This window comes from Streptomyces venezuelae, assembly GCF_008642295.1.
GTDB lineage: Bacteria > Actinomycetota > Actinomycetes > Streptomycetales > Streptomycetaceae > Streptomyces > Streptomyces venezuelae_C.
Window position 1 is genome coordinate 2,889,043 of the sequence record NZ_CP029190.1, and the last position, 13,458, is coordinate 2,902,500.

At 69.8% G+C, this 13,458-nt stretch carries 8 protein-coding genes and 2 rRNA genes (1 of these 10 only partly in view); 5 read left to right on the plus strand and 5 right to left on the minus strand.

Annotated elements, in window-relative coordinates; translation table 11 throughout:
• Positions 1-32: 32 nt before the first annotated feature.
• The 3 genes from DEJ50_RS12560 to mtrA are packed head-to-tail and all read right to left on the minus strand — an operon-like array spanning position 33 to position 4,586.
• Positions 33-1,871, minus strand: coding sequence for an LpqB family beta-propeller domain-containing protein (locus DEJ50_RS12560; protein ID WP_317852534.1), 1,839 nt, complete (start codon positions 1,869-1,871; stop codon positions 33-35).
• Positions 1,861-3,894, minus strand: a complete 2,034-nt coding sequence (gene mtrB, locus DEJ50_RS12565; protein WP_150207934.1) for an MtrAB system histidine kinase MtrB — start codon at positions 3,892-3,894, stop codon at positions 1,861-1,863. Before mtrB ends, DEJ50_RS12560 begins: the two co-directional genes overlap by 11 nt.
• Before the next feature lie 2 nt (positions 3,895-3,896).
• Positions 3,897-4,586 (minus strand): two-component system response regulator MtrA, encoded by a 690-nt coding sequence (mtrA, locus tag DEJ50_RS12570; RefSeq protein ID WP_189747360.1) that lies wholly within the window; start codon positions 4,584-4,586, stop codon positions 3,897-3,899.
• A gap of 298 nt (positions 4,587-4,884) precedes the next feature.
• Here mtrA and DEJ50_RS12575 point away from each other — a divergent pair, with 298 nt between their 5' ends.
• The 5 genes from DEJ50_RS12575 to DEJ50_RS12595 are packed head-to-tail and all read left to right on the plus strand — an operon-like array spanning position 4,885 to position 10,525.
• Positions 4,885-6,201, plus strand: coding sequence for a hypothetical protein (locus tag DEJ50_RS12575; RefSeq protein WP_150207936.1), 1,317 nt, complete (start codon positions 4,885-4,887; stop codon positions 6,199-6,201).
• A 4-nt stretch (positions 6,202-6,205) separates the two neighbouring features.
• On the plus strand, positions 6,206-6,946 hold the full coding sequence (locus tag DEJ50_RS12580; protein WP_411757598.1) for a DUF4129 domain-containing protein: 741 nt from the start codon (positions 6,206-6,208) through the stop codon (positions 6,944-6,946).
• Positions 6,943-8,235: a DUF4350 domain-containing protein gene (locus DEJ50_RS12585; RefSeq protein ID WP_150207938.1), complete on the plus strand. Its 1,293-nt coding sequence runs from the start codon at positions 6,943-6,945 to the stop codon at positions 8,233-8,235. Before DEJ50_RS12580 ends, DEJ50_RS12585 begins: the two co-directional genes overlap by 4 nt.
• Positions 8,232-9,215: an AAA family ATPase gene (locus DEJ50_RS12590; protein ID WP_150207940.1), complete on the plus strand. Its 984-nt coding sequence runs from the start codon at positions 8,232-8,234 to the stop codon at positions 9,213-9,215. The genes DEJ50_RS12585 and DEJ50_RS12590 overlap by 4 nt, the downstream gene beginning before the upstream one ends.
• Positions 9,215-10,525: a DUF58 domain-containing protein gene (locus DEJ50_RS12595; RefSeq protein ID WP_150207942.1), complete on the plus strand. Its 1,311-nt coding sequence runs from the start codon at positions 9,215-9,217 to the stop codon at positions 10,523-10,525. Before DEJ50_RS12590 ends, DEJ50_RS12595 begins: the two co-directional genes overlap by 1 nt.
• Positions 10,526-10,631: 106 nt before the next feature.
• Here the strand turns inward: DEJ50_RS12595 and rrf are convergent.
• Together rrf and DEJ50_RS12605 are read right to left on the minus strand one after the other, a co-directional pair.
• Positions 10,632-10,747 (minus strand): 5S ribosomal RNA (gene rrf, locus DEJ50_RS12600).
• A 72-nt stretch (positions 10,748-10,819) separates the two neighbouring features.
• A 23S ribosomal RNA gene (locus DEJ50_RS12605) occupies positions 10,820-13,458 on the minus strand; it runs 485 nt beyond the window's last position.

Below are 13,458 nucleotides of genomic sequence, written 5' to 3' on the forward strand. Positions count from 1 at the left end.
GGAAAACCCCCGGGCGCGAGAGAAAGCGCAGGTCAGCCCGGGTACACGGGGGCGCTGCCGCCCGCCGAGACGGTGCGCCACTGGGCGCCCGGCGGCAGCCAGACGATGCCGTCGGCGTCGGAGTAGGCCACCACCGGCTGCTTCTCGTCCTCGGAGGCGGCGACGTCGGTCAGGCCATTGGCCCCGGGCAGGCTGCCCGCCACCATCGACCCGTCGGCCTGCATGTAGCGGGCCTGCATGACGCCCTCGCTCTCCCGGCCGACCACCAGCAGCCGGCCCCGCGGCGCCCAGCTCATCGCCGTCACGTCCGCCATCTGCGGGGCGGCGGGCCGCAGCTCGCGCACCGAGACCTTGCCGCCGTCCGCCGCCTCGGGCCGCTCGACCCGGCCGACGTAGAGCTCCTTGCGCGCACCGCCCGTGGACAGGAGCACCGCGATCCGCACCCCGTCCGAGGAGATCCGCAGCGCCTCGATGCGCCGCCCGTCCAGCCCGGCCACATCCACCCGCTGCGGGGTGCCGGTACCACCCGGAATCCGCCACAGCGCCTGATGCTGCGGGTCCCGGTCGGCGACCCAGAGGTCGCCCCGGCCATCCCAGCTGGGCGCGGACAGGCCGTCCTTGACCCGGCTGGTCTGCACGGGCGCGGGCAGCGGCCCGCCGGTGGTCAGCGACACCGTGTACAGGGAGTGGCCGTCCTCGGAGACCACCCCGGCGCGCTTCTCCTCGTACGCGATCGCCGCCGTGCCCACCTTCAGCTGCGGGGCGCCGGCCAGCGGGCCACCGACCGGAACGGCCTGCTCGAAGGACTGCTCGGGGTCGCTGGGCAGGCTGACGCGCAGCAGTTTGTGCTGGTCGATGTAGTACTGGTGGCGGGCGGCCGGCACCCGGTTGGCGATGGTGGCGGCCAGGCTCTCGTCCACCCCGCACAGCACCGACTTGTTGTCGGAGTGCACCAGCTCGACCCGGGCGACCCTGGAGGAGGTCAGGTCCCGGACGGTGTACATCAGCTGGGTGGCCATCTTCCGGCACTGCGGTTCGGTGACGTTGTCGGCCTTGTTGTTGAGCGGCACCCGCAGGGTGTTCTGGGCGTCGTAGGACAGGGACTTGGTGCCGTCCCGGAGGGCCGTGCCGGTGGGGAAGCTGGAGTTGACGACCGGGGCCAGCCACTTGGACGGCCCGTCGAGCAGCGACTGCACGGTCTGCGTGGTCTTGTCCATGCGCGAGTCCGGATCGGTGCGCTGGCGCACGTACACGGGATCGGCGACGAGGGTGCCCGAGGCGAAGTAGTACTTGTTGACCGGCAGGAAGATGCGCTGGAAGTCGGACTCGCTGAGCACCAGCCCGTCGGGCAGCTCGGAGATCCGCCACTCGTTGCCCTCCCGGACCAGCTGGAGGTGCTGCTCGAACGGCACCCCGCCGGGTTCCGGCTGGTAGGCGTTGCGCTCGTCGACGGTGGCGACCTTGTCGCCGGTCAGCTTGAAGCGCGGGGCCTCGGGCTGCTTGTCGAGCTTGTCGGGCTTCTCGGGTGACCGGCCGAGTCCGGAGGACAGCACGGTCACCTTGGAGCCGGGCTTCCAGCTCTTCGCGGCCTCGGCGGTCAGGTACTGGCGGGCCGTGGACAGCTGCGGGTCGTCGCTGGTCATGGCCTCCAGGAAGCCGCCGACGATCTCCGAGGGGCTGGCATTGGGGGCCGGGGGCACGCCGTACACCCGGACCTGCGAGTCGGCGCCCTGGGTGGCCGACACCGGGCGGACCTCGCCGCGGGTGGGCATGGAGGCGCAGCCGGCCAGCAGCAGGCCGGCCCCGCCCAGGGCCGCTGCCCGCACCGCCGTGGCCCCGGCCGTGGCCCCGTCCGTCCGCCTAGCCTTCACCGCGGTCAGCCTCTCGTTCGGTGGTCTCGCCCGAGCCGGGCGCCCGGGGCACCACCCGGGCTCCGTTGCCCGGCAGCGCGGTCGGGTCGGCCGGGACCGGCACGGCCGTGGTCACCGCAGGTCGCGGCGGTATCGGCGAACGGTGGTCCGGGCCGCCGCCCGGCGCGGCCGGATCGGTGCCGCCGGGCCGCCCGCCGACACCCATGCCGACCCCGACACCGACGCCGACGCCCGTCCGCCCCACGGCACCGTTCGCACCCTTCGCACCGTTTACAGCGGAGGCCGCAGCCGCCTTCGCGGCGGCCTTCTCGGCCGCCGCCCTGGCCCGGTTGGCGCGCGAGTCCTCGGGCTCCAGCGGGATCGGGGAGCCGCGCAGCGGTTCGTCCGCGGTACGCGGCAGGGTCAGCCGGAACTGCGAGCCGCCGCCCGGTTCGCCCCAGGCCTGCAGCCAGCCGCCGTGCAGCCGGGCGTCCTCGACGGCGATGGACAGGCCGAGGCCGGTACCGCCGGTGGTACGGGCCCGGGCCGGGTCGGCGCGCCAGAACCGGTTGAAGACGCGGGTGGCCTCGCCGGGCTTCAGGCCCACGCCGTAGTCCCGTACGGCGACCGCCACCGCGCCGCCCGCCGAGGCGAGCCGGACCACGACATCGCGGCCCTCGCCGTGCTCCACGGCGTTGACGACCAGGTTGCGCAGCACCCGCTCGACCCGTCGGGAGTCCGCTTCGGCGATCACCGGCTGGGTGTCGCCGAGCACCCGGATCCGGGTGCCCTTGCGTTCGGCCAGCGGCTCGGCGCCGTCGATGACCCGGCGTACGACGTCCCGCAGGTCTATGGGCTCCGCCTCCAGGGCCGCCGCCCCCGCGTCGAACCGGCTGATCTCCAGCAGGTCGGCGAGCAGCGACTCGAAGCGGTCGAGCTGTCCGGCCAGCAGTTCGGCGGACCGGGCGGTGATCGGGTCGAAGTCGACGCGGGCCTCGTGGATGACGTCGGCGGCCATCCGTACGGTGGTCAGCGGGGTGCGCAGCTCGTGCGAGACGTCGGAGACGAACCTCCGCTGCATCCGGGAGAGGTCCTCCAGCTGCTGGATCTTGTTCTGGAGGTTCTGGGCCATCTTGTTGAAGGCCTCGCCCAGCCGGGCGATGTCGTCCTCGCCGGTGACCTTCATCCGTTCCTGCAGCCGCCCGGCGGAGAGCCTCTCGGCGATGCCGGCGGCCATCCGCACCGGGGTGACCACCTGGCGTACGACGAGCCAGGCGATGGCGCCCAGCAGGACGACCACGAACAGGCCGGCCGTGGCGATGGTGCCCTTGACCAGGGTGAGGGATTCCTCCTCCTGGGTGAGCGGGAAGAGGTAGTACAGCTGGTACGGCTCGCCGTTGATGTCGGTCAGCCGCTTGCCGATCACCAGCGCCGGCTCGGCCGGGGTGTTCGGCGTGCCGTAGTGGATCTTCGAGAACGTCTGGTGGGCTCCGACCTTGGTGTCCACGGCCTCCCGGAGGTCCGCGGGAACGCTCGCCACGGGGTCGACCTCGCCGGAGGCCCGCGCTCCGCGCACGCCTCCGGTGCCCTGGTCGCCTTCTCCGGCGCCCAGGGCAACCACCTCGAAGGCGGTCTGGCCACCACTGGCGAGCTGCTTGACCAGCCCGTTCATCCAGGTGCTGGCGTCCCGGCCGACGTTGTTGTCGACGCTCGCGGGCTCCTGCCCGTCCACCGCGGCCGGGGCGTTCGCCTTCTCCTGGGCGACCGCGAACCCGCCCGCGGCCTGGCTCTGCGCGGCCTCCTGCTTGGCGTCGAGGAGCCCGTTGCTGACCTGGCCGATGACGACGAAGCCGAGCAGCAGGACCACGCCGAGCGACATCAGCAGGGTGGCGGCGACCACCCTGAGCTGGATGTTCCGCCGCCACAGCCGGACAGCAGGAAGCAGCGGCCGGCGCGCCAGTCGCGCGAAGAGCCGCAGTACGGGGCTGCCGGGCGCCCCGTCCTGGAGCAGCCGGCCGGCCCGCGGGGACCTGCCGGGGGTCATGGTCAGCTCGGTCCGGCCTTGTAGCCCACGCCGCGGACCGTCACCACGATCTCGGGGCGCTCCGGGTCCTTCTCGACCTTGGAGCGCAGCCGCTGCACGTGCACGTTGACCAGCCGGGTGTCGGCCGCGTGCCGGTAGCCCCAGACCTGCTCCAGCAGCACCTCGCGGGTGAACACCTGCCAGGGCTTGCGGGCGAGGGCGACCAGCAGGTCGAACTCCAGCGGGGTCAGCGCGATCGATGCCCCGTCCCGCTTGACCGAGTGCCCGGCCACGTCGATGACCAGGTCACCGATGGCCAGCTGCTCGGGCGCGGGCTCCTCGGAGCGCCGCAGTCGGGCCCGGATACGGGCGACCAGCTCCTTGGGCTTGAACGGCTTGACGATGTAGTCGTCGGCCCCCGACTCCAGGCCCACCACCACGTCGACCGTGTCGCTCTTGGCGGTGAGCATGACAATTGGCACGCCTGATTCGGCGCGGATCAGCCGACAGACCTCTATGCCGTCCCTTCCGGGCAACATGAGATCCAGCAGCACCAGGTCCGGCTTGGCCTCGCGAAAGGCAGCCAGGGCCTTGTCGCCGTCCGCGACGAACGACGGCTCGAAACCTTCTCCACGCAGCACAATGCCGAGCATCTCGGCCAGCGCGGTGTCGTCGTCGACGACAAGGACGCGTCCCTTCATGGTTGACATCATCCCATTAGCCAATCGTGACCCGGCGTGAGCTGGCACACAGGGGAGGTCCGGTGATCCGGTCGTCCAGTCTGCCGCCTCGGCGGGCGGCCATGAACCGGCCGTGAAGCGGCCGTGAAGGCGTGCGCGGAACCGGGACAGCGGCCAGAATTTGCGGGGGACGGCCGGTCCCCTCGGAGATCACCCATGACACGATGGCAACAGGGCGGCCATCAGCGACAGGCGATCGGCTGCCCATGATCAACGATTGACGACCGACGACCGGTGGCTGCGACGCACGGGCACCCCTGAAGGAGCGACGATGAACGACTCTCCGGGCTGGGCCTCGCCCGGATCCGACCCGTCCGACGGCGAAAAGCCGGCGGCCGGTCCGCAGCCCACCCCGTCGGAGCGGCCCGACGCCAACCCGGCCTCGAAGCCGGACCCGGACTCGAACGCGGACGCGAAGCCGAAGTGGTCGGCCGAGCAGCCGCCGCCCGGCCAGTGGTCCAACCCGGGCACCGGCCAGACCCCGCCACCGGCCGCCCCGCAGCCCGGCACGGGCTGGGGCTCGTACGGACAACAGCCCGGCCGGCCCCCGTACGCCGGTCCGTACGGCACGCCCGGCGGCCCCGGCGGCTGGGGCAAGCCCCCCGCGGCCAAGCCCGGAGTGATCCCGCTGCGCCCGCTCGGCGTCGGCGAGATCCTGGACGGCGCCGTCACCACCATGCGCACCCACTGGCGCTCGGTGCTGCCCATCACCATGGCCGTGGCCGTCATCATCCAGCTGATCAGCCTGACCCTGCAGCGCACCGTGCTGTCCGAGTTCATGGTCGTGCCGGACGAGGACGCCACCCCCGAGGAGGTCCTCGACTCCCTCGGCGGCACCATGGTGGTCACCCTGACCGACAGCTTCATCCAGCTCGTCGGCTCCGTGATCGTCACCGCCATCCTCACGATGATCTTCAGCCGGGCGGTGCTCGGCCAGGCCTCCAGCATCGGCCAGGCCTGGCGCGGAGCCCGCCCCCAGCTGCTCAAGCTGGCGGGCCTGGCCCTGCTGCTGACCGTCGGCGCCCTCGTGGTCGCCGCCGTGCTGATGCTGCCCGGCCTCGCCGCCGACAGCACCGGCCTGATCGTCTTCGGCCTGATCGTCGCCCTCGGCCTCATCGCCTGGCTGTGGATCAAGTTCGCCCTGGCCTCCCCCGCCCTGATGCTGGAGCGGGGCTCCATCCCCCAGTCCCTGCGCCGCTCCTCGAAGCTGGTCGGCGGCTCCTGGTGGCGGATCTTCGGCATCTCGGTCCTCACCAATGTGATCACCGGGTTCGTGGGCGGCACGATCGTCGCCGTGTTCGCCTTCATCGGCAGCCTCTTCACCAGCGAAGGCGCCTCCGGCTTCCTCGAGGGAACCGCCGTGGGCAGCTGGCCCTACCTGATCATCGCGGGCATCGGCGGGGTCATCGCCCTGACCATCGTGCTGCCGATGCAGGCCGGTGTCACCGTCCTGCTGTACATCGACCAGCGGATCCGCCGCGAGGCCCTGGACCTTGAACTCGCCCGCGCCGCCGGCGTCGAGAACTACGGCGACAGCGGCAGCCAGGGCGACGCCCACGGCGGCAACCGGCCGCCGGCCGGGGGCTGATGCGGTGACCGGCACGGGGGGCATGTGGGACACCGGGGCCACGGCGGTCCTGCCCATCGGCGCGACACCGCCGGTGACCACACCGCGCGACGCGGCCCGCGAGGCCGCCGAACGCGAACTGTCCAAGCCGATGTACCACGAGAACGACCCCAGCCTGCTCGACCGGGCCATGCGGAAGTTCTTCGAGTGGGTCGACGAGCTGTTCGGCGCGGCCTCCGGGGCAACCCCCGGAGGCACGCTGGGCATCGTCGTGATCATCCTGCTGGTCGTCCTGGCCGTCGGCCTGCTGTGGTGGCGGCTCGGCACCCCCCAACGGGTCCTCGGCAGCACCGGCACCCTCTTCGACGAACGCGCCCGCAGCGCCGCCGAACACCGGGCCGCCGCCGAGGCGCACGCCGCCGCGGGCCGCTGGACCGAAGCCGTCCAGGACCGGATGCGCGCCCTCGTGCAGTCCCTGGAGGAACGCACCCTGCTGGACCCCCGCCCCGGCCGCACCGCCGACGAGGCCGCCGCCGAAGCCGCGGTCCCGCTGCCGGCCCACGCCGCGGACCTGCGCACCGCCGCCCGCATCTTCGACGACGTCACCTACGGCGGCCGGACCGCCGACCAGGCGATGTACGCCCGGCTCCAGGAGCTCGACCTCGCCGTCGAACGCACCAGGCCCGCCCTGGCAGCCGCCGGAGCCACCGGAGCCGCCGCACCCGGTCCGACCGGACCCGCCGGCCCCTCGGAGGGCAGCTCATGACCGCCCCGGCCACCCCGCCCGCCCCGGCCACCCCGACTGCGCCGACCGCACCGGCCGGCACCTCCACCGCCCCCAGCCCCGCAGAGGTATGGCGGCGGTCCCGCGGATTCCTGCTCGCCCTCGGCATCCTCCTCGTCGCCGGAGTCGCCCTGGCCGCCATCGGCTCCGGCACCCGCCACGGCGCCCTCGACCCCCGCTCCCCCGACCCCCTCGGCAGCCGCGCCCTCGCCGAACTCCTCGCCGAACGCGGGGTCAGCACCCGGGTCGTGACCTCCACTCAGGAGGCCGCCGACGCCGCCGGACCCGACACCACGCTCCTCGTCGCCGACCCCGCGCTGCTCGGCCCCGCCCAGCACAGCATCCTCCGCACCGCCATGGACCTCTCCGGCGGTCGCACCGTCCTGCTCGCCCCGGACGACGACGCCACCCGCGCCCTCACCCCCGGGGTCGACTCCCGCATGAGCACCGGCGCCGAAGTCCGCGACCCGGACTGCACCCTGCCCGCCGCCCTCTCCGCGGGCCGCGCCATGACCGGCGGCGACCTCCGCTACCACACCGTCAACCCGGCGGCCACCGGCTGCTACCCGGACGGTGGCCGGCCCACCCTGCTGCTCCTCCCCGGCACCGCCGGCGGCGACACCGTCCTCCTCGGCAGCACCGCCCCGCTCCACAACGAAACCCTCGCCAGGGAAGGCAACGCCTCCCTCGCCCTGCAACTCCTCGGCACCCGGCCGCAGCTCGTCTGGTACCTGCCCTCCGTCGCCGAACTCGCCGAGTCCGGCGGGGTCGAGGAAAAGGGCTTCGTCGAGCTCATCCCGGCCGGCTGGAGCTGGGCCCTGCTCCAACTCACCGTCGCCGCCGCCCTCGCCGCCCTCTGGCGCGGCCGACGCCTGGGCCCGCTGGTCACCGAGAACCTCCCGGTGGTGATCCGCGCCTCCGAAGCCGCCGAGGGCCGCGCCCGCCTCTACCGCAAGGCCGACGCCCGCGACCGCGCCGCCACCGTGCTGCGCGCCGCGGCGCGCGAACGCCTGGCCGCACTGCTCGGCGTACCGCCCGCCCAAGCACACGACCCGGCCGTCCTGCTGCCCGCCGTCTCCGCGGCAACCACCGGCCCGGCCCACCCACCCCAAATCCAGGCACCTGCCACGGATCTGACCACACATCCGGCCCGGAATCCGGCCCGGGAGCCGTCCTGGCTCCTCTTCGGCAGCACTCCTGCCGACGACGCGGCACTCGTCGCGCTCACCGACCACCTCGACGCCCTCGAAAGAGAGGTCCGCTCCTCATGACGTCCCCGACCACCGAGTCCGCCGCCTCGGCGGACCGCGCCCGCGCTTCCCTCGAAGCGCTCCGCACCGAAATCGGCAAGGCCGTGGTCGGCCAGGACTCCGCCGTCACCGGTCTCGTCGTCGCGCTGCTCTGCCGCGGCCACGTCCTCCTCGAAGGCGTCCCCGGCGTCGCCAAGACCCTGCTCGTACGGGCCCTCGCGGCCTCCCTCGAACTCGACACCAAGCGCGTGCAGTTCACCCCCGACCTGATGCCGTCCGACGTCACCGGCTCCCTCGTCTACGACGCCCGCACCGCCGAGTTCTCCTTCCAGAACGGTCCGGTCTTCACCAACCTCCTCCTCGCGGACGAGATCAACCGGACCCCGCCCAAGACCCAGTCCTCCCTCCTCGAAGCGATGGAAGAGCGTCAGGTCACGGTCGACGGCACCCCGCGCCCGCTGCCCGACCCCTTCCTGGTCGCAGCCACCCAGAACCCCGTCGAGTACGAAGGCACCTACCCCCTCCCCGAAGCCCAACTCGACCGCTTCCTCCTCAAACTGACGGTCCCTCTCCCCTCCCGCGAGGACGAGATCGGCGTCCTGACCCGGCACGCCGCCGGCTTCAACCCCCGCGACCTCAAGGCCGCCGGCGTACGCCCGGTCGCCGGGCCCGCCGACCTCGAAGCGGCCCGCGAGGCCGTGGCCCGCGTCTCCGTCTCCCCGGACATCACCGGGTACGTCGTCGACATCTGCCGCGCCACCCGCGAATCGCCCTCCCTCACCCTGGGCGTCTCCCCGCGCGGCGCCACCGCGCTCCTCGCCACCTCCCGCGCCTGGGCCTGGCTGACCGGACGCGACTACGTCACCCCCGACGACGTCAAGGCCCTCGCCCTGCCCACCCTCCGCCACCGGGTCCAGCTGCGGCCGGAGGCGGAAATGGAAGGGGTCACCGCCGACTCCGTCCTCACCGCGATCCTGTCCCACGTCCCCGTCCCCCGCTGATGGGCGTCACCGGACGCGCCGCCCTGCTCGCGGCCCTCGGCAGCATCCCGGTCGGCATCCTCGAACCCAGCTGGACGGGGATCCTGGCCGTCAACGGCTTTCTCACCCTGGCCTGCGCGGCGGACTGCGCCCTCGCGGCCCCGGTCCGTACGCTCCGGCTGACCCGCTCCGGAGACACCTCGGTCCGGCTGGGCGACACCGCGGACGTCCACCTGACCCTCACCAACCCGGGCCCCCGTACGCTCCGTGCCCGGCTCCGCGACGCCTGGCCGCCCAGCAGCTGGCAGCCGGGCACCGAACCGGCGGCCTCCCGGCACCGGCTCGACATCCCGCCCGGCGAACGCCGCCGCCTGACCACCCTCCTGCACCCCGCCCGCCGCGGCGACCGCACCGCGGACCGGGTCACCATCCGCTCGTACGGGCCGCTGGGCCTCTGGGCCCGCCAGGGCTCGCACTCCGTCCCCTGGACGGTCCGGGTCCTGCCGCCCTTCACCAGCCGCAAGCACCTCCCGTCCCGCCTGGCCCGGCTGCGCGAACTGGACGGCCGTACGAGCGTGCTCACCCGCGGCGAAGGCACCGAATTCGACAGCCTCCGCGACTACGTACCCGGTGACGACACACGCTCCATCGACTGGCGGGCCACCGCCCGCCAGCACAAGGTCGCGGTCCGCACCTGGCGCCCAGAACGCGACCGGCACATCCTGATCTGCCTGGACACCGGCCGCACCTCGGCCGGCCGGGTCGGAGACGCCCCCCGCCTGGACGCGTCGATGGACGCCGCCCTGCTCCTCACTGCCCTGGCCACCCGCGCCGGGGACCGCGTGGACCTGCTGGCCCACGACCGCCGCACCCGCGCGCAGGTCCAAGGCCGCCCGCCGGGCGAGATCCTGGCCGCTTTCGTGAACGCCATGGCCCCCCTCGAACCCGAACTGGTCGAGACGGACGCCCGCACCCTGGTGTCCACCATCCTCCGGAACGCCCCGCGCCGGTCCCTGGTGGTCCTTCTGACGAGTCTGGACGCCGCCCCCATCGAAGAGGGCCTGCTCCCCCTCCTCCCCCGTCTCACCCAGCGCCACACGGTTCTGCTCGCCTCGGTCGCCGACCCGCACGTGGCCGCGATGACCGCGGCCCGCGGCTCGGTTGACGCGGTGTACGAGGCCGCTGCCGGCACCCAGTCCCAAGCCCAGCGCCGCCACACCGCGGACCAGCTGTTCCGCCACGGTGTCCACGTCGTAGACGCCACCCCCGACACCCTGGCCCCAGCCCTGGCCGACGCCTACCTCTCCCTCAAAGCCGCCGGCCGCCTATAGCCCCGCCGGCGCGGTTCCACCACCGCGCCGGCGCTTTAGGGGCCGTAAACGCAGAAAAGCCCCGCACCGGATCTTTCGATCGGTGCGGGGCTTTCCCACAATGATTGTTCGGCGGCGTCCTACTCTCCCACAGGGTCCCCCTGCAGTACCATCGGCGCTGAAAGGCTTAGCTTCCGGGTTCGGAATGTAACCGGGCGTTTCCCTAACGCTATGACCACCGAAACACTATGAAGATGTCAACCGGGCAACAACACGGTCGTTACTTCAGAACTAACACAGTGGACGCGAGCAACTGAGGACAAGCCCTCGGCCTATTAGTACCAGTCAGCTCCACCCGTTACCGGGCTTCCACATCTGGCCTATCAACCCAGTCGTCTACTGGGAGCCTTACCCTCTCAAGGAGGTGGGAATACTCATCTTGAAGCAGGCTTCCCGCTTAGATGCTTTCAGCGGTTATCCCTCCCGAACGTAGCCAACCAGCCATGCCCTTGGCAGGACAACTGGCACACCAGAGGTTCGTCCGTCCCGGTCCTCTCGTACTAGGGACAGCCCTTCTCAATATTCCTACGCGCACAGCGGATAGGGACCGAACTGTCTCACGACGTTCTAAACCCAGCTCGCGTACCGCTTTAATGGGCGAACAGCCCAACCCTTGGGACCGACTCCAGCCCCAGGATGCGACGAGCCGACATCGAGGTGCCAAACCATCCCGTCGATATGGACTCTTGGGGAAGATCAGCCTGTTATCCCCGGGGTACCTTTTATCCGTTGAGCGACGGCGCTTCCACAAGCCACCGCCGGATCACTAGTCCCGACTTTCGTCCCTGCTCGACCCGTCGGTCTCACAGTCAAGCTCCCTTGTGCACTTACACTCAACACCTGATTGCCAACCAGGCTGAGGGAACCTTTGGGCGCCTCCGTTACCCTTTGGGAGGCAACCGCCCCAGTTAAACTACCCATCAGACACTGTCCCTGATCCGGATCACGGACCGAGGTTAGACATCCAGCACGACCAGAGTGGTATTTCAACGGCGACTCCACCATGACTGGCGTCACGGCTTCAAAGTCTCCCACCTATCCTACACAAGCCGAACCGAACACCAATATCAAACTGTAGTAAAGGTCCCGGGGTCTTTCCGTCCTGCTGCGCGAAACGAGCATCTTTACTCGTAGTGCAATTTCACCGGGCCTATGGTTGAGACAGTCGAGAAGTCGTTACGCCATTCGTGCAGGTCGGAACTTACCCGACAAGGAATTTCGCTACCTTAGGATGGTTATAGTTACCACCGCCGTTTACTGGCGCTTAAGTTCTCAGCTTCGCAACCCCGAAAGGTCACTAACCGGTCCCCTTAACGTTCCAGCACCGGGCAGGCGTCAGTCCGTATACATCGCCTTACGGCTTCGCACGGACCTGTGTTTTTAGTAAACAGTCGCTTCTCGCTGGTCTCTGCGGCCACCCCCAGCTCACGGAGTAAATCCGATCACCAGTGATGGCCCCCCTTCTCCCGAAGTTACGGGGGCATTTTGCCGAGTTCCTTAACCATAGTTCACCCGAACGCCTCGGTATTCTCTACCTGACCACCTGAGTCGGTTTAGGGTACGGGCCGCCATGAAACTCGCTAGAGGCTTTTCTCGACAGCATAGGATCATCCACTTCACCACAATCGGCTCGGCATCAGGTCTCAGCCTTATATGAGGGACGGATTTGCCTACCCCTCGGCCTACACCCTTACCCCGGGACAACCACCGCCCGGGCTGGACTACCTTCCTGCGTCACCCCATCGCTTACCTACTACCACCTTGGATCAGCGGCTCCACCACTTTCCTTTCCCCGAAGGGTCCGGAACGGCTTCACGGCCTTAGCATTAATGGGCTCGATATTGGGCGTTTCAAAGCGGGTACCGGAATATCAACCGGTTGTCCATCGACTACGCCTGTCGGCCTCGCCTTAGGTCCCGACTTACCCTGGGCAGATCAGCTTGACCCAGGAACCCTTAGTCAATCGGCGCACACGTTTCTCACGTGTGTATCGCTACTCATGCCTGCATTCTCACTCGTGAACCGTCCACAACTGCCTTCCGGCGCTGCTTCACCCGGCACACGACGCTCCCCTACCCATCACAGCGGGCGTTGGCCCTATTGCTGCAATGACACGACTTCGGCGGTACGCTTGAGCCCCGCTACATTGTCGGCGCGGAATCACTTGACCAGTGAGCTATTACGCACTCTTTCAAGGGTGGCTGCTTCTAAGCCAACCTCCTGGTTGTCTCTGCGACTCCACATCCTTTCCCACTTAGCGTACGCTTAGGGGCCTTAGTCGATGCTCTGGGCTGTTTCCCTCTCGACCATGGAGCTTATCCCCCACAGTCTCACTGCCGTGCTCTCACTTACCGGCATTCGGAGTTTGGCTAAGGTCAGTAACCCGGTAGGGCCCATCGCCTATCCAGTGCTCTACCTCCGGCAAGAAACACACGACGCTGCACCTAAATGCATTTCGGGGAGAACCAGCTATCACGGAGTTTGATTGGCCTTTCACCCCTAACCACAGGTCATCCCCCAGGTTTTCAACCCTGGTGGGTTCGGTCCTCCACGAAGTCTTACCTCCGCTTCAACCTGCCCATGGCTAGATCACTCCGCTTCGGGTCTAGAGCGTGCAACTCAATCGCCCTGTTCGGACTCGCTTTCGCTACGGCTTCCCCACACGGGTTAACCTCGCTACACACCGCTAACTCGCAGGCTCATTCTTCAAAAGGCACGCAGTCACGAGACACCAAGCAAGCTTGGCATCCGACGCTCCCACGGCTTGTAGGCACACGGTTTCAGGTACTATTTCACTCCGCTCCCGCGGTACTTTTCACCATTCCCTCACGGTACTATCCGCTATCGGTCACCAGGGAATATTTAGGCTTAGCGGGTGGTCCCGCCAGATTCAC